This window comes from Coprobacillus cateniformis (genome assembly GCF_009767585.1).
Classification (GTDB): Bacteria; Bacillota_I; Bacilli_A; order Erysipelotrichales; family Coprobacillaceae; genus Coprobacillus; species Coprobacillus cateniformis.
The window spans coordinates 1044097-1063201 of record NZ_WSNW01000001.1 but is presented as its reverse complement, the minus strand read 5'-3'; the positions used below and the strand labels follow the sequence as shown (position 1 = coordinate 1063201).

At 31.2% G+C, this 19105-nt stretch carries 24 protein-coding genes and 1 riboswitch; of the genes, 22 read left to right on the top strand and 2 right to left on the bottom strand.

Annotation, left to right across the window (positions count from 1 at the left end):
- Nucleotides 1-65 precede the first annotated feature (65 nt).
- From GQF29_RS05470 to hisC, 19 genes are all read left to right on the top strand, one after another.
- Entirely contained in the window at nt 66-335 is a 270-nt protein-coding gene (locus GQF29_RS05470) for a DUF1294 domain-containing protein (protein ID WP_008790122.1), read from the top strand.
- A riboswitch (ZMP/ZTP riboswitch) is annotated at nt 334-411 on the top strand. Its footprint overlaps the gene before it by 2 nt.
- A 48-nt stretch (nt 412-459) precedes the next feature.
- Nucleotides 460-1632 (top strand): phosphoribosylaminoimidazolecarboxamide formyltransferase, encoded by a 1173-nt coding sequence (locus GQF29_RS05465; RefSeq protein ID WP_008790121.1) that lies wholly within the window; start codon nt 460-462, stop codon nt 1630-1632.
- A 148-nt stretch (nt 1633-1780) separates the two neighbouring features.
- Complete coding sequence (gene ftsE / locus GQF29_RS05460) at nt 1781-2473, top strand: cell division ATP-binding protein FtsE (protein WP_008790120.1); 693 nt, start codon at nt 1781-1783, stop codon at nt 2471-2473.
- Complete coding sequence (gene ftsX / locus GQF29_RS05455; protein ID WP_117599020.1) at nt 2460-3365, top strand: permease-like cell division protein FtsX; 906 nt, start codon at nt 2460-2462, stop codon at nt 3363-3365. Before ftsE ends, ftsX begins: the two co-directional genes overlap by 14 nt.
- 117 nt (nt 3366-3482) lie before the next feature.
- Nucleotides 3483-3782 (top strand): hypothetical protein, encoded by a 300-nt coding sequence (locus tag GQF29_RS05450; RefSeq protein ID WP_008790118.1) that lies wholly within the window; start codon nt 3483-3485, stop codon nt 3780-3782.
- Between the two features lie 6 nt (nt 3783-3788).
- Complete coding sequence (locus GQF29_RS05445; protein ID WP_008790117.1) at nt 3789-4991, top strand: FILTED domain-containing surface protein; 1203 nt, start codon at nt 3789-3791, stop codon at nt 4989-4991.
- Between the two features lie 126 nt (nt 4992-5117).
- On the top strand, nt 5118-5624 hold the full coding sequence (locus GQF29_RS05440; protein ID WP_008790116.1) for an AAA family ATPase: 507 nt from the start codon (nt 5118-5120) through the stop codon (nt 5622-5624).
- A gap of 190 nt (nt 5625-5814) precedes the next feature.
- A complete protein-coding gene (locus GQF29_RS05435) occupies nt 5815-6372 on the top strand; it encodes a CDP-alcohol phosphatidyltransferase family protein (protein ID WP_008790115.1) in 558 nt (185 codons plus the stop codon).
- Nucleotides 6373-6475: 103 nt separating this feature from the next.
- The gene (locus tag GQF29_RS05430) at nt 6476-6877 is read left to right on the top strand and encodes a hypothetical protein (protein ID WP_008790114.1); all 402 of its coding nucleotides are present in this window, start codon (nt 6476-6478) and stop codon (nt 6875-6877) included.
- Between the two features lie 27 nt (nt 6878-6904).
- A complete protein-coding gene (locus GQF29_RS05425; RefSeq protein ID WP_017144089.1) occupies nt 6905-7087 on the top strand; it encodes a hypothetical protein in 183 nt (60 codons plus the stop codon).
- 101 nt (nt 7088-7188) lie between these two features.
- Entirely contained in the window at nt 7189-7563 is a 375-nt protein-coding gene (locus GQF29_RS05420; protein ID WP_008790112.1) for a helix-turn-helix domain-containing protein, read from the top strand.
- 165 nt (nt 7564-7728) lie between these two features.
- Nucleotides 7729-9246, top strand: a complete 1518-nt coding sequence (gene gpmI, locus GQF29_RS05415) for a 2,3-bisphosphoglycerate-independent phosphoglycerate mutase (RefSeq protein WP_008790111.1) — start codon at nt 7729-7731, stop codon at nt 9244-9246.
- A 64-nt stretch (nt 9247-9310) separates the two neighbouring features.
- The gene (locus GQF29_RS05410) at nt 9311-9826 is read left to right on the top strand and encodes a DUF6568 family protein (RefSeq protein ID WP_008790110.1); all 516 of its coding nucleotides are present in this window, start codon (nt 9311-9313) and stop codon (nt 9824-9826) included.
- Complete coding sequence (locus tag GQF29_RS05405) at nt 9826-10632, top strand: zinc ribbon domain-containing protein (RefSeq protein ID WP_008790109.1); 807 nt, start codon at nt 9826-9828, stop codon at nt 10630-10632. The genes GQF29_RS05410 and GQF29_RS05405 overlap by 1 nt, the downstream gene beginning before the upstream one ends.
- A gap of 74 nt (nt 10633-10706) precedes the next feature.
- Nucleotides 10707-11432: a GntR family transcriptional regulator gene (locus GQF29_RS05400; protein ID WP_008790108.1), complete on the top strand. Its 726-nt coding sequence runs from the start codon at nt 10707-10709 to the stop codon at nt 11430-11432.
- Nucleotides 11429-12598, top strand: a complete 1170-nt coding sequence (locus tag GQF29_RS05395; protein WP_008790107.1) for a MupG family TIM beta-alpha barrel fold protein — start codon at nt 11429-11431, stop codon at nt 12596-12598. The genes GQF29_RS05400 and GQF29_RS05395 overlap by 4 nt, the downstream gene beginning before the upstream one ends.
- Nucleotide 12599: 1 nt before the next feature.
- The gene (locus GQF29_RS05390; protein WP_008790106.1) at nt 12600-13319 is read left to right on the top strand and encodes an SIS domain-containing protein; all 720 of its coding nucleotides are present in this window, start codon (nt 12600-12602) and stop codon (nt 13317-13319) included.
- A gap of 96 nt (nt 13320-13415) precedes the next feature.
- Complete coding sequence (locus GQF29_RS05385) at nt 13416-14210, top strand: HAD-IIB family hydrolase (RefSeq protein ID WP_008790105.1); 795 nt, start codon at nt 13416-13418, stop codon at nt 14208-14210.
- The gene (gene hisC, locus GQF29_RS05380; RefSeq protein WP_008790104.1) at nt 14207-15259 is read left to right on the top strand and encodes a histidinol-phosphate transaminase; all 1053 of its coding nucleotides are present in this window, start codon (nt 14207-14209) and stop codon (nt 15257-15259) included. Before GQF29_RS05385 ends, hisC begins: the two co-directional genes overlap by 4 nt.
- Nucleotides 15260-15283: 24 nt before the next feature.
- Here hisC and nrdI read toward each other — a convergent pair whose 3' ends face one another.
- On the bottom strand, nt 15284-15640 hold the full coding sequence (nrdI, locus tag GQF29_RS05375) for a class Ib ribonucleoside-diphosphate reductase assembly flavoprotein NrdI (protein ID WP_008790103.1): 357 nt from the start codon (nt 15638-15640) through the stop codon (nt 15284-15286).
- An 86-nt stretch (nt 15641-15726) separates the two neighbouring features.
- Nucleotides 15727-16482, bottom strand: coding sequence for an alpha/beta hydrolase (locus GQF29_RS05370; RefSeq protein WP_008790102.1), 756 nt, complete (start codon nt 16480-16482; stop codon nt 15727-15729).
- Nucleotides 16483-16593: 111 nt separating this feature from the next.
- On the opposite strand from GQF29_RS05370, the gene ppaX reads away from it, so the two are divergent.
- The 3 genes from ppaX (at nt 16594) to rapZ (ending at nt 19095) form a co-directional block, all read left to right on the top strand.
- A complete protein-coding gene (gene ppaX, locus GQF29_RS05365) occupies nt 16594-17241 on the top strand; it encodes a pyrophosphatase PpaX (protein ID WP_008790101.1) in 648 nt (215 codons plus the stop codon).
- 1 nt (nt 17242) lies between these two features.
- Nucleotides 17243-18145 (top strand): thioredoxin-disulfide reductase, encoded by a 903-nt coding sequence (gene trxB, locus GQF29_RS05360; protein WP_008790100.1) that lies wholly within the window; start codon nt 17243-17245, stop codon nt 18143-18145.
- 101 nt (nt 18146-18246) lie between these two features.
- Complete coding sequence (rapZ, locus tag GQF29_RS05355) at nt 18247-19095, top strand: RNase adapter RapZ (RefSeq protein ID WP_008790099.1); 849 nt, start codon at nt 18247-18249, stop codon at nt 19093-19095.
- The last annotated feature ends 10 nt before the right edge of the window (nt 19096-19105 follow it).

Sequence of the window (19105 nt, the reverse complement as noted above, 5' to 3'; positions counted from 1 at the left end):
TGTTGTGAGTTGATTTGTGATATTGTAAAATAAAAAGCATAAAACACTAATTTGGAGTTGAAGTTATGAAATTCATGATGATATATTTGATTATGATTAATATTCTTGCTTTCTTGATGATGAAACTGGATAAATATAAAGCAAGGAAACACGCATGGCGAGTTCCAGAGAAATCATTTTTTCTCTTAAGTATCATTGGGGGAAGTCTTGGGACATGGATAGGTATGTATATATGTCATCATAAAACAAGACAATGGTATTTTGTTGTTGGGATACCAATTATATTATTGCTTCAAATTTTATTGATTTTAAAAGTAAAAGGTGGTAGTCTTTAAGTAGTTATATGACTGACGGAAGTGGAATTGACCACAGGAAATATAATGCGAAGAGCCGACCGTCTGGGCAAAGAGTCCAGAGGTGTGGCTCTTTTCAATTTCATATGTTCAGGAGGAAAATAAAATGAGAGAATTAGAATTAAAGTATGGATGTAATCCCAATCAAAAACCAGCAAAGATTTATAACAAAAATGGTGAATTACCTATTCAAGTGTTAAATGGAAAAGCAGGATATATCAATTTACTAGATGCTTTTAATAGTTGGCAATTGGTTAAAGAGTTAAAAGAAGCAACTGGGTTGCCAAGTGCTGCAAGCTTTAAACATGTTTCACCAGCAGGAGCTGCTGTGTATGTTCCATTAGATGAAACATTAAAACAAATTTATTTTACTGATGGATTGGATTTGTCGCCAATTGCCACAGCATATGTACGAGCTCGAGGAAGTGATCGTATGTCTAGTTATGGTGATTTTGCAGCATTAAGTGATGAATGCGATGAGTCATGTGCTAGATATCTTTCTAGAGAAGTGAGTGACGGGGTTATTGCACCTTCATATACACCTGAAGCATTAGCTATCTTGAGTAAAAAGAAAAAGGGAAATTATCTGGTTATCCAAATAGATACTGATTATATCCCAGCAGATATTGAAACAAAAGATGTATATGGCATCACATTTGAACAAGGAAGAAATCATGTTCAAATAACTGAAGATTTATTTAATGATAGACCGACTCAAAACAAGGAATTATCTCAAGGTGCTATACGTGACTTACTGATTTCTATGATTACATTAAAATATACTCAATCGAATTCAGTATGTTATGTCAAAGATGGACAAGCTATTGGGATTGGAGCAGGACAGCAATCACGTATTCATTGTACAAGATTAGCAGGTAATAAGGCAGACAATTGGTATTTGCGCCAACATAAAAAGGTTTTAAGTCTGCCATTTCAAGAGAAAATTCGTAGAGCGGATCGTGACAACACCATCAATGTCTATATTTCAGATGATTATGAAGATGTATTGGCAGATGGAATTTGGCAAGAATTCTTTACCTGTCAGCCTGAACCATTGACAAAGGAAGAAAAGAAAATATGGTTAGCAACCTTAAAAGATGTTGCACTTGGATCAGATGCATTTTTCCCATTTGGAGACAATATTGAACGTGCTCATAAGAGTGGGGTCACATATGTTGCTCAAGCTGGTGGTAGTATCAGAGACGACCATGTCATTGCAACTTGTGATAAGTATAATATTGTTATGGCATTTACACATTTACGTTTATTTCATCATTAATTATATAAAGAGGATAACAGTTATATGTTATCTTTTCTTTAGCTTTCATAGTAGGAGAGAACTCAAAAAACAAATCACATGAAAAAACCTTTAATTTCCATTTTTTTAGACAAAATATGTGTTATAATGTTAAAAGGAGCGTGATAAGATGATAAAACTCGAAAATGTTACAAAAGTTTATAAAACCGGCGTAAGAGCTGTCAACAATATGAATGTTAATATTGGTCCAGGAGAATTTGTTTATGTCATTGGACCTACTGGTGCAGGAAAATCTACTTTTATTAAGTTATTATATAGAGAGGAAAAAGCTTCATCTGGTAAAGTTATTGTCGCAGGAGAAGATGTCTCTAAAATTAAAAATCGCAAGGTTCCTTATTTCAGAAGAAATATTGGAATTGTATTTCAAAACTTTAGACTTCTGCCTAAGAAAACAGTTTTTGAAAACATTGCCTTTACATTAGAAGTTACAGATACTCCTAGAGTGGAAATTAGAAAAAAGGTGAGAAGAACATTAGAACTTGTTGGACTAGAAGATAAAGCTAATGCTTTTCCTCATGAATTATCAGGTGGTCAGCAGCAGCGTGTAGCGATTGCAAGAGCAATTGTTAATAATCCAAAAGTTTTAATCGCTGATGAACCAACTGGTAACTTAGATCCAGATACATCTATTGAAATCATTGAATTATTAGAACGAATCAATGAAGTCAATCATACGACAATTTTAGTTGTTACACATGATAAAGAAATTGTTCAAAAATATAAAAAGAGAACAATCTTAATTGAAGATGGATGTATTAAGACAGATACAAGTACAGGAGGTTATGCAAATGGAATTCATTAGTTGTGTAAAAAACTTCCCCAAACATTGTAAAACAGCATTTCAAAATATTTGGCGTAATGGTGTCATGTCTGTATCTTCTGTTTTTGCTGTAACAATTACTTTGGTCTTGATTGCAGTTATTGGTATTATTGCAATTAATATTCAAGATATGACATTAAGTATTGAAGAAAGCCTTACAGTATATGTGAAAATTGATCGTGAATTAAAAGATGAAGATGCTAAAAAAATACAACCAGCAATTGAAAAAATTGCAGGTGTTAAGAAAGTAACATTCTCATCTAAAGATAATGAATTAAATAAAATGATGGAACAACAAAACGATAATGGAAAAGAGTTGTTTGAAACATATCGTAAAAATAATCCATTAGGGGCGGCCTATGTTGTTGAAGTCACAGATGCTAAACAAATTGATACTGTAGCTGATCAAATCAGAACTCTTAATAATGTCAATGAAGTTAACTCTGGTGGTGAATCAACATCATCATTAGTTAATAGTTTAGAAGCTGTTAGAAATGGTGGGGCAATCTTTGTTGTTGGATTAACTGTTATAGCTCTCTTTATGATTGCAAATACAATCAAAATTACAATTACATCTCGACAAACTGAAATTAGTATTATGCGTATGGTAGGAGCAAGTAACTGGTATATTCGTTTACCATACATGTTAGAAGGAATCTTTATTGGAATTTTAGGATCAATTATTCCAGTTCTGGTTATGTATTTTGGATATACAATGGTTTATAATGGAGCTGTTGGATTGTTACCTTCAATGTTAGCTTTGCGTGAACCTTTCCCATTTATTTGGCAATGTTCAGGTTTATTAGTTGCTCTTGGAAGTGGTGTTGGTTTAATTGGAAGTTTTGTTTCAGTTAGAAAATTCTTAAAATTTTAGATAAGTTTTAGATGAGTTATTTTAATGCTCATCTTTTTTTTACAATGAATTTCAAATTGTGACTTTCATGTGACTGTTTCTCCATATAATGGAAATAGAGTAGGGAGATGAACATTAATGAAAGTTATCAAGAAAGTATTTACATTCCTATTCATAGGAATAATTATTTTAGGAGAGTTTACTGATATAAAGGCTTATCAGATTGAACCTGTAACTTATCATATAAAGATGTATGGAACAATCTATAATGCGAAAGGTAAAGTTGTTGAAAAAAATGCTATGTTTGAAAGAAGTTATACTTTTAGTGAAAGTGTAAATTCGTATTTATATGGTGGTCAAAAGGATGATCCTACACGTTTTGACTTAGGTAAAAAACAAACAATTATTCTAAATTATGTTGAAGTAAATGGCAGATAAACAGAAGTGAAAATACATCCTGATAATCCATTACGTGCAAATCTAATTTATGATGATCTCTATTTTGATTATAATTCAAGTAATGCTTTGGCACCTGAAAATCTTTTTACAATTAGTTTGTTTAGGAAAATCCCAATTGTTGTGACTGCAAAGAGTATGACAGTCACATATGATGGTACTGAAAAAAAATTATCTGGTTTTGACATAACTGCTGGGAGTCTAAAAACTGGTCATAATGTTGTTGTACAACATGAATCGATTTTAGCAACTGAGTCTGGTAAATATATCTTGAATCTTGAAGAAGCAAAAGTTTATGATAAAACTGGAAATGATGTGAGTTATTTTTACAGTCTTTATTTGGAATCAGGATCATTAACTATTCATCCAGCACCTATGACAATAACAATAGATGATGTAGAAAAAAACATAGGAACAGATGATCCAGATTTCACAGCAACGGTTGAAGGAGAGATTGAGGGGCAACCTTTAAATTACACATTAACAAGAGAATCTGGTGAAGAATTAGGTGAATATCCCATTACTGCTCATTATGTTGAAAATAAAAATTACATAGTTAATATAGTAGAAGGAAAATTATCTATTATAGAAGCGATTGTTAATCAACCTGATGATGAGGAACCACCCTTATCTAATAATGAAGAGCCAGCAACTCCCGAAATCACTGGACCTATTGAAGTACCTGAAGCAGGAATTTCAGCAAACCTATCTCCAAATATAGAAGATTCTACAAGAGTGCCAGCCAATATAGTAACTCCTGTAGTTAATACGCCAGTACAAAATAATAACCAACAACAAGAAGAGAATAATGAAACAGAAGTTATCACGGTTAATGATAACAAGACACCTTTAGCAGGTATTGAAAATTCTTGGGCATTGATTAATTTGATTGCTGCAATGACAACTGTAATCTTAGGAATTGTTATTATTTTCTTGAAGAAAAATATGGAATCAAATCAAGAAGAAGGTCTAACATATCAAAAGCGTTATATATGGATGAAGTTATTAGGAATTGCTATTGCAATCATATCTGTTGTGATTTTTATACTTACAGAAGATATAGCTTTACCAATGGTTATGTTAGATAAATATACTGTTGTTATGGTTGTTATAGCAATCATTCAGTTTGTTGTTTTCTTTACGCATACAATTGTTAAGAAAAAAGTGAATAAACAAATCTCACAAGCATAGATAGACTGTCAGTTTGGCAGTCTTTTTATTGGATATATGTTTACATATTGTCATTATATTTAAAAATGATTTTACTTGAAATTTATTGAGAGATATACTGTATATAGTAGAAATGGAGGTTTTTTGATGAAAAAATTAATTCTTATAGGTGGAACAATGGGGGTTGGTAAAACAGCTACATCTTCATTGCTTAAACAAAAATTGAATCAAAGTGTCTTTTTAGATGGTGATTGGTGTTGGGATATGCATCCATTTGTTGTTAATAGAGAAACTAAAGCTATGGTTATGAATAATATTGTTTATCAATTAAATCAATTTATAAGTTGTAGTGAAATAGAAAATATTATATTCTGTTGGGTTATGCATGAACAATCAATTATTGATGAAATTCTTTCAAGAGTTGATATTAACCATTGTCATGTTTATACGTTTTCACTTATTTGTTCAGATGATACTTTAAAAGCACATCTTCAGACAGATATAGATGCAGGCATTCGTAGTCAGGATATAATAGAAAGAAGTTTAGAAAGGATGAAACTTTATAAACAACTGAATACAATTAAAATTGATATTTCTCATTCTACAATTGATGAGACTGCTGAAAAGATTTATAAAATTCTAAATGCAAAGTAAATAACTAATATTCCCTTTATTACTGTAATAACTGAGATTATAGGAATTTCATTCAAATAATAGGTCTTCATAATTTTCTTAGTAAGCAGATAATAATAAATATAATGAAGATAGAGCACATTAAGATAATGGTTTGACTTCAACATCTATTTTCCTTATAATAAGGGATATATAAAGGCAGGGAATAAACATGTTTACAAAAAAAGAGATTTTTAGTATTCCAAATATATTGTGTTATTTTAGAATTGGACTAGTTCCTATTTTTCTATATACATATTTTACAGCAGAAGGTAGTGAAGGTCATATGATATCAGCTGGAATACTTATTTTATCAAGTTTAAGTGATTTCTTTGATGGCTTTATAGCAAGAAAATATGATATGATTACTGAACTTGGAAAACTGATTGATCCTGTTGCCGATAAACTTACTCAATTTGTTGTTGCATGTACATTGATGTATACCTATCCTGCATATTCATGGCTTGTTGCTATTATTGTATTGAAGGATGGTATGTTGCTTTTTGTTGGTTGGTTTATTTATCGAAAAAAGGGAAAACATCTCGCTCAAGCTGAAATGCCAGGTAAAATTGCTACAGCAGTCTTCTTTGTCGTATCTATTCTATTAATTGCTTTCTATATTCCAGGAACAATGATTTCAACTGTTATGATTTATTCTACAGTTGTATTAATGATTATTGCTATGATTTATTATAGTCAGGGACTCTATCGTTTATATAAAGAAAATTAAGCAAGTTAAGACTTGCTTTTTTATTTCATATAAAATCTAAGAAAATAGATGATAAACATATATTTCTTTTTTTATTTCTTGTATAATGAATAGAGGTGATATTATGAGTAAACGTGATTTAAAACAATTATGTTATTTAGAAGCATTAGAAGATAATGTTGTTTCTGTTGAGATGATTTTGAATCGACTCAATCAGATTGAAAGTAAAAAGGGCGTTTTTGATGCTTATATTTTACAACATGATCGCTCAAGGACAATTCTAGATTTAGAGCTTTCTCTAGCAACACTCTGTGTTTTACTAAGGAAAATGGCTGAGAATCTTTTTATCGTGACTCCTGATGAACTTCGAAAAGATATGAATAGTATCATTCATTCAAATCGTTTTGAATATAATCGTTTGGAAGTTATTGTTTATTCTCAAAAAGGAAAAGAACATGTTGATTTAAATGCATTGTTAGCATTTTGTCATCATATTCTTTCAAGTGACAAACTTCGTAATTTATAAAGGTTATAATCTTCCTGGGTGATGTATATGAATCTAAGGAAAAATATTGGAATTATTATGATGATGTTGGGTGTTTTATTAACAATTAATCAAAGTGGGCAAGAAAATGAATTTTTAAAACAAGTCGAACTTGTGATTAAAAGTTATTGGCCACTCATTTTAAGTTTTATAGGGATTTATATGATTTCTACACCACGAAAAAGACGATAGCAACTTCAAAGTGCGCTATTGACTGAGTATAGTTGGTAGTATGCAACCAGTTGTACAGTTATGATAATACTGTCAAGATGACTGGAGGAGGAAATAATATTATGGCTTTTTCAAAACAACTTATTCATTTAAGAAATATACGGGGAATGTCGCAAGAAGAACTAGCTGCATTGATGGATGTAACAAGACAATCAGTATCTAAATGGGAAACAAATCAAACCTATCCTGATAGTGAGAAATTGATAAGATTAAGTGAAATCTTTGAAGTGAGTACTGATTATCTTTTAAAGGGAACAGAGACTGAAATAACAGATGGTCAATATAATTCTCAGGCAGGTGTTCAAATGTCAGCAGAAGTCAATGATATTTTAGATCATGTTTATCATATGAGTCGAATAAAAAGAATGATGATTGGTTTAAGTTTATTAGCTGTCATTATTTTCTTATGTATATCGTGTTTTTTAGTATGGAAGTAGGGATGTTCATGAGAGCATCTTTTTAAAATATCAGAATATTATGAAATGTTTTGTAAGATTATCAGATGAAAATCTTGAAATGAATGAATATGTGAAAAAATTAATCTTATAACTTTATTTTTAGGTTATAATTTTGTATAATGAGCGCATATGGAGGTATAGATAATGAAAAAGAGACCTGTGGTTTTATGTATTTTAGATGGTTATGGATTGACTGATCGTATTGATGGGAATGCTGTGAAATTAGCAAATACACCAAATTTAGATGATTTGATGGCAATGTATCCAACAACGACAATCAAAGCTTGTGGTAATGCAGTTGGGTTACCAGAAGGTCAAATGGGTAATAGTGAAGTGGGGCATTTAAATATTGGTGCTGGTAGAATTGTTTATCAATCATTAACTTTAATTAATAAAGCAGTTGAAGATGGAACATTCTATAAAAATGAAAAATTCTTAAAAGCAATTCAACATGCAAAAGACAATAACTCAAAATTACACATTTGGGGATTGTTATCAAATGGTGGGGTTCATTCATCAAATGAACATATCTATGCATTGTTAAAACTTGCTAAAGATCAAGGGTTAGAAAAAGTTTATGTTCATGCATTCTTAGATGGTAGAGATGTTGCACCAGATAGTGGTGCTGATTTTGTTCAAGAATTACAAGATAAAATTGATGAAATTGGTGTTGGAACAATTGCCAGTGTTTCTGGTAGATATTACGCAATGGATAGAGATAAGAGAATGGATCGTGTTGAACTTGCATATAATGCATTGGTTGCTAAAAGTGGTGAAACATATAGCAATCCAGTTCAATATGTTAAAGATTCTTATGCAAAAGATACATTTGATGAGTTTGTTTTGCCAGGATATAATCCTGCTGTTGATGGAGGAGTGAGTGATAATGATTCAATCATTTTTGCTAACTTCAGACCAGATAGAGCAATTCAAATGTCAAATGTCTTTACTGCAGATGTTTATGAAGACTTTAAACCTGCTGATAAGCCTAAAAATCTTGAATTTGTATGTATGATGAAATATGCAGATACTGTTCATGGTGAAGTTGCTTTTGCGTTACCGGATTTAACAAATACTTTAGGTGATTATTTATCATCTCAAGGTATGAAGCAATTAAGAATTGCAGAGACAGAAAAATATGCTCATGTTACATTCTTCTTTGATGGTGGTATTGATAAAGAAATCGAAGGAGCAACTCGTGTTTTAATTAATTCACCAAAGGTTGCAACTTATGATTTACAGCCAGAAATGAGTGCATATGAAGTGAAAGATGCATTAATTGCAGAATTAGATAAAGATATTCATGATGTTGTAATTGTGAACTTTGCAAACTGTGATATGGTCGGACATACTGGAATTATTCCTGCGGCTATTAAGGCAGTTAGTGTTGTTGATGAATGTGTTGGAGAAGTTTATGAAAAGGTTCTTGAACTTGGTGGGACAATGTTAATTACTGCTGATCATGGAAATAGTGAAAGATTATTGGATGAAGAAGATAATCCATTTACTGCTCATACAACAAATCCAGTACCATTAATTCTTACAAATACACACTTAGAATTAAAAGAAGGTGGAAAACTTGGAGATTTAGCGCCAACAATTCTTCAATTGTTAGGATTGCCAATTCCTGAAGAAATGACAGGTGAAAGCTTACTAGGATAAGAGAAATTCTTATCCTTTTCTTTTATCTTTGTTTATGGTATATTAAACAAAATGGAGTGATTCTATGAAAAAAATAATATGTTTTCTTTTGTCTATTCTTGTTTTATGGGGGTGTTCAAGCACAGATACAGCCTCAAAAATACAAATTCAAGGAATTGAAAATATTAATTATGAAAAGTTAACACAAAATTTAAATTCAAATGTTAAATTTATATTGTATATAGGAAGACCTGACTGTGGAGATTGTCAGGAATTTTATCCAATTTTAGAAGAGTATATTGAAAATCATGAAGGAAGCGGTATCTATTATCTAAATATTAAAGATTTTAGAGATCGTGCTAAAGCGGAGAGTGCAACTAAGGAAGAAAAAGATTTCTATGATAATCTTTACAAGGAATTACATTTTGATTGGACTCCAACCATTCATATTATTTCAAATGGAAAGTTTATAAAAACTTATCAGTATCTAGATGAAGATTATATAGAAATTAAGGATCGAGAGAAACAAAAAGCGAAAAGACAGGAGTTTTTAGATCAATTTCAAGTTTTTATGGATGATTATTTTAAGGAGGATTTATAATGAAAAAGTGCCCAAGATGTGGTCATGAAGTGAATAATAATGAAAAATATTGTCCCCATTGTGGATTAGATTTACAAGAAAGATATCGAGCTATTAAGCCTAAAAACAAGGCGATGACATATTTACTATATGTTATTATCTTCTTTTCATTTATCACGATTCCTCTTTTTTATAGTCGTTTATTGAATGCTATAGATAATGATGTAACACAGTTAAATGAAGAGAAAATTGAATTGCCAAAAATCGAAGATACCCAACCGACGTCTATATTAGCAGTTTATGATACACTTGCTGATTTTCAAAAACAATTTACAAATGTCAACACAATTGTTGATGCAATTTCTCAATATGAAGCATCACTTACTCAACGAGGTGATTATACATTTGATAAGACATATCATCTTGTTATTTTAAATAATTATGATATTTATTATACATTAACCTATACAACACAGATTAATGAAAATTTAAGTGTGACTATCCAACGACAATATGATCGTTCACATACTTATAATACTGAAGAAATCACTTTTAAACATACAGGAGCAACAACATTTAATGAATTGTTCTTGAATGAAGAAGAATTAAAAATCGTCAAAACTTTTACAGGTGAACAAAAAATTACTGATGAATTAATTGCAGATTTTTCAAAGCGTCAAGATGAATTTGATACTAAGAAAAAAACATTAGGTCATTATGGATTAGGTAACTACAATGGTCGTTCTTCATTTGTCGCTCATAGACAGGGTGAAAGTTATTACTCAGAATTGGTTTATAACCATGAAGTAAAAGATTATATTCATTAAACAGATGTTTCATCTGTTTTTTTCTTTTTTTATGTGCTATAATAATCTTGTCTAGACAAGACGGAGGAATCGCGATGAAAGAAAATCAATATCAGTATATAAAAATTAAAGATTATATACAGAAGAATATTCAAAAAGGAGTTTATAAGGATGATAGAATTGAGAGTGAAAATTGTTTGGCTAAGCAATTTCATGTTTCAAGGATGACTGTTAGGCAGGCTTTATTATCTTTGCAACAAGAAGGACTGATTTATACTGTACCTAAAAAAGGTGCGTATGTTCAAAAACAAAAATCCTTAAAGACGTTAGATGGATTACAGAGTTTTAGTGAAGATGTTTCACGTTTAGAAGGAGATATTTCTTCACAAATTATTCTTTGTCAAAAAGAAAAAACGGATGATATGAAATTGCAATCTTTAGGATTGTTAGATAAAAATCAGGAAGTTTGGCATATTGTGAGGGTACGTTATATGGATCGTGAGCCCATTGCTTATGAAGATGGTTATTATCATGGAGGTCTTGTTCCAGATATTTCAGTTCAAGTTTTACAACAGTCTTTATATGCTTATTTTGAAAATGAACTTCAATTAAATATTGCTTATTCACATCAACAGATTGATGCTTGCTTGGCTGAACAATTTGCTCATTACTTGGAAATTTCAAAAGAGCAACCATTGTTGAGAATCTTACAAACAACCTATCTTAAAGATGATGTATGTCTTGAATATGGATATACATATTATCGTGTAGATAAGTATAGCTTTAATCAAATAGCTTATAGAAAGAAGGGAGATTTATGAAAGAAATCGGTATTTCTGTTTATCCTGATTTTGATGATTTAGAAACAATTAAAAAGACATTGGATACTGCAAAAGAATTAGGATACAAAGATATTTTTACATCTATAGAACTTGGTGATTTAGGATTTGAAAATACAACAATTGGAATAAATGATAAATTTCAATTTTTATTTGAATATTGTCATCAGTTAGATTTAGAAATACATGTTGATATCAATGATAGAATGTTAAAACACATAGGTGGGGCACCTGATAATCTTAAACCAGTTTTCGACCTCAAGATAAAAGTATTACGTTTAGATAGTGGTTTTACGCATCAAGAAATAGCTTTGATGACCAAGAATCCTTATGGCATTATCATTGAAGAAAATGCTTCTATGCTACAATTTCCTAAAGAGAGAATAGAAACAATTGTTAGCGAAGGAAATATTCAGCAATATTATGCCTGCCATAACTTTTTTCCACTCAATGAAACAGGATTAAGATATGAAGATGCTTTAGCTTCAGCGAAACTGTTTAAAAGTTATGGGATCAAAGTAGGTATCTTTATTGGTTCATTATATTCTAGTCGTGATTTAAATGATGTGGGAGACTATATTGTCACAATAGAAGATCATAGATATAAACCATCATATATACAAGCTATGGAGTTATTTGTTCATCCAGAATTTGATTTTATTATTTTTGGTGATAGTCATCCACGTTTAGACGAATTACAAAAAGTGAGTCAAGTTGCTCAGTATGATTGTTTAGACTTTCTATCAACTCAATATGATATGAGTAGATTGGACAAAAATGATATCAAAGGATTATATTGTGTGGAAATACCTGTTTGGTTTGATATAGATTTAGATGAAGATATTAAAAAAAGATTGACTCATATGGTTTTCTTACCACGCTCAGATCAACCAGAATTGATGGTGCGTGGAACACAGTCAAGAGATATATGTGCTTGTACTCGTTATAATCCTTTGAAAAGAGAAGCATATTCGTTAGTAATGATAAATGAATTTGCAAATCGTTATAATGGTGAACTTCAAATTCCACTAACTGATTTACCAGCAGTGCGTTACGCAAATGTCATTGGTCAAGTGAAGCCATATGCTAGGAGGTTAGTTGAACTTATACAATATGGACAGGCTTTATTTGTTCTTAAGGAGGATTAATATGCAAGAACAATTCGCTCAAAAAATGATTGAAATTTTAAATTTATTTACAGAAACCCAATCAGAAAATATGAAGACTGTTGCGGACATAATTGTTGATAGAATTAAAGAGGGTGGAAGATTCTTTGTGTTTGGAACGGGTCATTCACATATGGTAGGTGAGGAGTTCTATGCGAGAGCAGGGGGGCTTGCTTGTGTTCAACTTATTGCTCCAATGGAATTGACGTTAGGAGAACACCCATTAAAGTCAACTCAAATTGAAAGAATTGCTGAATATGCACATGTGATTATGATGCAGTACGGATTCAAAGATAAAGATATTATTCTCATTTCGTCTAATTCAGGACGAAATGCTATGCCAGTTGAACTTGCTATGGCATGTCATGAATTGGGGATGTGCACAATTGCCTTTACCAATTTAAAACATTCTCAGGTTGTAACAAGTCGTCATAGTCGTGGTCTTAAACTCTATCAAGTTTGTGATTATGTTATTGATAATTGTGGTGTTGTTGGTGATGCTATGATGGAGGTGAAAGGTGTAAAAGGACAGATGGGGGCAAGTTCTAGTTTGATAGGAATGTTTATGGCTCAAACTTTATCCATGCTTATAGCTCAAAAACTTGCTGAAGTAGGAATTGAACCACCTGTTTTCCTTAGTGCTAATGTTGATGAAGGAGATGCTTGGAATCAAAAAATAATGTCTGAATATTATCATATTTAAGAAAAGCTAGCGTTGCTGGCTTTTCTTATACGGAAATATAATGACAAGTTATTATTTTTAAGTATAATAGTAATAAGTCAATAAGGGGGAAGTTATATGATAAAGATGTTATTTAGTGATATGGATGGGACAATTATAGATTTCAATGAAATGAAACATGAACATGATAAAGAGATGTTAGAAGAATTAAAGAAACAAGGTCATTTGATTGCTTTTAATACAGGTAGAAATTTTCAAGAAGCATATTATTGTATAGATCGTCATCACTTCCCATATGATTATTTAATTTTAAATAATGGTGCTCATATTGTAAATAAAGAGGGAAAAGAACTTTTTAAGAAAATTATTCCTCAGCATGTTGGTAGGAAAATTATAGAATATGCAATGAACTTTACAAACTTATTTGTTTTCTTTTATGATGGAAAAAGGACTTTAGGACATTGTAATGGTCAAACTTATGAACATTCATCAGGTGGAAATAGAGAAATTCATGATGTTTGTTTTCAAGAAGCATATCTTCAAGTAGATGAATTTGATATCATTGCAGTACATCAAGTGGATGAAGGTGATAGAGATATTTTAAAGATTCAAAAGTATATTCAAGATAACTTTAGTCAATATGCAGTTGGAACATTAAATACACATTATTTAGATATTACAGCAAGTGGCTGTAGTAAAGGCACTGGTATTACAGTTCTTAAAGAATTGTTGAACGAAAAGGTTGAGACATATTGTATTGGAGATTCATTTAATGATATTTCAATGTTTGAAGTCTCAGACCACGCATATACGTTTCAGCATGTTTCGTCCACTATTTATCAGCATGCTGATAAAAAAGTGAATTATGTTTATGATGTCATAGATGATATGTTAGGAGGAAAAAGAGAATGAGTTGGCAAGAAAAATTAAGAAATGTAGAACCATATCAGGCTGGAGAACAACCAAAGATCAAGAATTTGATTAAATTAAATACCAACGAAAATCCTTATCATCCAGGTGAAAAAGTGATTTCAGCAATCAGTGATTTTGATGCTGCTATCTTATCATTGTATCCTAATCCTGATGCTGATGATTTAAAACATAGTCTTGCTCAGTATCATGGTCTCAAAGATGAACAAGTCTTTTTAGGAAATGGTTCAGATGAAGTTTTGGCACTTATTTTCTTAACTTGTTTTAATGGTCAGGCTCCTGTTTTATTTCCAGATATCAGTTATTCATTTTATCCTGTATATTGCGAACTTTATGATTTGAATTATGAAATGATTCCATTAAATGAACATTTTGAAATTATCAAAGAAGATTATTATAAAGAAAATTCTGGGATTATTTTTCCTAATCCTAATGCACCTACAGGTCTTTTGGTTTCACTTGATTTTATAGAAGATATCTTAAAGCATAATCAAAACAGTATTGTCGTTGTTGATGAAGCTTATATTGATTTTGGAGGAGAAAGTGCAGTCACACTACTAGAAAAATACCCTCATCTGTTAATTACACAGACTTTTTCTAAATTTAGATCTCTAGCTGGTATTCGCTTAGGTGTTGCTTTAGGAAACCAAGAAATCATTGCAAAGCTATATGATGTTAAAAATTCTTTTAATTCTTATCCAATAGATAGCTTGGCACAAGTGATTGGAAAGGCAAGTATAGACGATAGTTTCTATATTAAGGACAATGCACGAAAAATTATAGAAACAAGAGAATATACAAAAAGAGAACTTAAGAATTTAGGTTTTGAGATGCCAGATTCTTATGCTAATTTTATTTTTATCAAACACCCTCAAAAAGATGCTGAAGAAATATTTAAAAAATTAAGAGAGAATGGCATTCTGGTACGTTATTTTAAAAAACCAAGAATTGACCAATATCTACGTGTTACAATTGGTACTCAAGAACAAATGGAAATATTTATTGAAAATATAAAAAAGATAATAGACTAAAAAAACAATGGGTAACCATTGTTTTTAGAATTCAGTTAATATTTTTTGAATTGCAATAATATCTTGTTCTGTTCCTTCATTTTCAATTTTATATAAATAAGGAACATTATATGCTTCACTAATTTTATTTCCAGATTGTGCAAAAGCTTCACCATAACCTGTATCACCGCTAGCAATAACTCCTTTAATATAAGATACATGATGCTCTAAGAAAGTTTCAACTTCTGCGGGGATATCACCATATCCATCAGTATATGTGAATAATAAGAAATCCTCATCCACTTTTTCATCACCACTCATAATACGAGTTGGATTATTTATATTTAATTTGTTCATCAAGATTTCAACATGACCAGTTCTTGACGCATATACTATTTTCATTTATTTCCTCCTTTTGTTAGTCAGTGCTAACTGTGATATAAAATATCATTTCTCTCTAAAAAAAGCAAGCCATTTGATAAAAAAGCTTACTTCCATAAATAGTCAAAATAGACTTTATTCTCTTTTTCCCAAGATGCTTCATTATGTTGTCCATTTTTTATAATGTTCAAGTGAAAGGAAGCACCCCTTAAGTAAAATTGTTTTTCAATTTCATTTAAATTGTTTTTCATTAATTCAATTCCCTTTTTCCCTCTGACTTCTTTTGTACCAAAACTCATATAGACTCGTGTATCAGAATCAATAAATGCTTCCTGCAACTCGTTTTTCAGCTGGGGCATGCACATTGAAATTGCTGAGGACAGACAAGCAGCTTTTGAAAAATATATATTGTACTTAATAACTGTATAAAGTGCCATGAGTCCACCCATTGAGCTTCCACCAATGCCGGTGCATTCACGAAATGGTATTGTACGGTAGTGTTCATCAATGAAAGGTTTTAATTCTTCAATAACCCAATCCATTAATATTTCTCCTTTACCATTGATATGACCAAAATAGGAATTGTCAAATGTATAAGGAGAAAACTCATTTAATCTTTCCTGTCCTTCATGATTACACTCAATTCCAACAATAATAAAAGGTTTATCATAATCATTTAGAAAGTCTTCAAGTCCCCATGACTTTCCATAAGTCGCATCATGATCTTGAAATAAATTATGTCCATCATACATATACATAACAGGATAATGAACTTGTGTTTCATAATAGTTATCTGGTAATGCAATATGAAGCGTTCGTTCTAATTGAAAAGGTGTTATATAAGTCGTTATCTTTTTAATCATAATATTCCTCATTTCCTTTTTCTTATATGATATACTTATAAAGTATGAAATATCAAGCATAATATTAACGTGTGGAGCATGAGTGTGTTATAATACAAAAAGGAGGTCATTATGAAAAAAGCTTTGGCTATTATATTTGATTTAGATGGAACATTATTAAATACTGATTTATTAATTCAAAAAACATTTGAACATGTTTTTGAAAAATATAAACCTGGATATACTTTAAGTAAGGAAGAGCACTTATCTTTTTTAGGACCTACATTAACAGCAACGTTTGAAAGATATTTTCCTGAAAATATGATTGAAGAACTCATTGAATATTATCGTGAGTATAATCATGCGCATCATGAGGACTATGTAACAATATATCCAACAGTAAAAGAAACTTTAGAAAGCTTGAAAAAGGATAATTATCCTTTAGCTGTTGTCACAACAAAATCAACACATGCAGCTTATCTAGGTTTAGAACTTTTTGATATAACAAAATATTTTGATATTGTTTTGGGTATGGAAGATGTTAAGAATGTAAAACCAGATCCTGAAGGAATTAAAAAGGCAATGGAGACTATGAAGTGTTCAAATGCCATATATGTTGGTGATAATCAAACAGATATTCAGGCAGGAAAAAATGCTGAAATTTATACAGCAGGCGTGAAGTGGTCACCAAAAGGAACAAGTGCTATGGAATCATTGCATCCAGATTTCATGATTGATCGTATGGATGATATATTAAAGTTAATAGAGAGGATTGATTAGAATGGTAGATTTAATTGTTATTGGAGCTGGACCATCTGGCTTGACAGCGGCTTTATATGCAACACGTGCAGGGGCAAGTGTAATTGTTTTAGATGGAGGGGCACCAGGTGGAAAATTAAACCTGACTGCTGAAATTGAAAATTATCCAGGTATGATGAAAAAAGGGCCTGAGTTAGCCTATTCAATGTATGAACAATGCTTGTCATTTGGGGCTAAGTATGAATATGGTGAAGTGACTCATATTGAAGATAAGGGAGAACATAAAATCGTTCATACTGCTGACCAGCAATATGATGGAAAATATGTCTTTATTGCAACTGGAACAAAAGAAAGAAAGATGAATATTCCTGGTGAAGATGAAATGAGTGGACGAGGTGTTTCTTATTGTGCTGTGTGTGATGGTCCATTCTTTAAAAATAAGACAGTATGTGTTGTTGGTGGTGGAAATTCAGCAATTGAAGAAGCTATTTATTTGAGTGATATTGTTAAGCAAGTTCATGTGATTGTGCGTCGTGATGTTTTAAGAGCAGATCAATATCTCATTGATAAATTAAAACAAAAAGAAAATATTGAAATGCATTATTTAAAGAAACCATCCTCAGTTAAATCACAAGATAATAAAGTGAGCGGTCTGGTTATAGAAGATTCAAATACAGGAGAGTTGTCTTTAATTCCTACAGATGGAATATTCCCATTTATAGGATTGGACCCAATTAGTGGTTTTGTAAAAGACTTAGAAATAGTTAATGAACGAGGATATATTGAAGTTGACGAAAATCAGGAAACGAGTGTGAAAGGTATTTTTGCAGGTGGAGATGTTACAGAGAAGAATTTACGTCAAGTGATTACAGCAGCAAATGATGGTGCAATTGCTGGACAATATATTGCATCATTATTAAAGTAGGAAGATGAGAATCTTCCTTTTGTGTTAAATGAAGGAAAGTTTAAAAAAAGGTACACTTATGATAGGAAATTTGATATAGTATTAACAAAGGAGGAAGAGGTATGGATAAAATAGAAGTTGTCATTGTTACAGGGATGTCAGGTGCAGGAAAAACTCAAGCTATGGCTATCTTTGAAAATATGGAGTATCGCTGCATAGATAATTATCCAGTAGCACTGTTAAAAGAATTTGGAGACTTATTGCGTACATCAACAAAGTATTCAAAAGTTGCTATGGCTGTTTCATTGGGAGATGCCATTCTTGCTGTCCGTGTTTTTTCAAATATGGATTGGGTTGATTTAACAGTAATCTTTTTAGATTGTGAAGATGAAGTTTTATTATCACGTTATAAACAAACAAGGCGTTCACATCCATTAATGATTGGAAATGTGGCTTCTTCCTTAACAGAGGCGATTCAGTTTGAACGTGAAATGGCTGATCCTATTAGTAAATTAGCCAATATTATTATCGATACAACATTACTGAAACCAATAAAATTACAAGATAAATTAGAAATCTACTTTCATAAAGGAAATCAAGATACATTCCGTGTTTCATTTGTATCATTTGGATACAAACATGGAGTTCCTAAAGATGCTGACCTTTTATTAGATGTTAGGTTCTTGCCAAACCCTTTCTATATTGAGGAGTTAAGAGCACAAACAGGAAATGATAAAGCTGTTTATGATTATGTTATGGAACAACCAGAAACACAGGAGTTTATAGAGAAAACAATTGTATATTATGATTATCTGTTAAAGAAATATGAAGAAGAAGGAAAAATGCAAATGATTATTGGAATTGGCTGTACTGGTGGACAACACCGCTCTGTAACATTAACCAATTATTTTGCTGATCATTATTCAAAATTCTATCAAGTTTATAAATGGCATCGTGATGCTGATCATTAGAAGGGGGAGT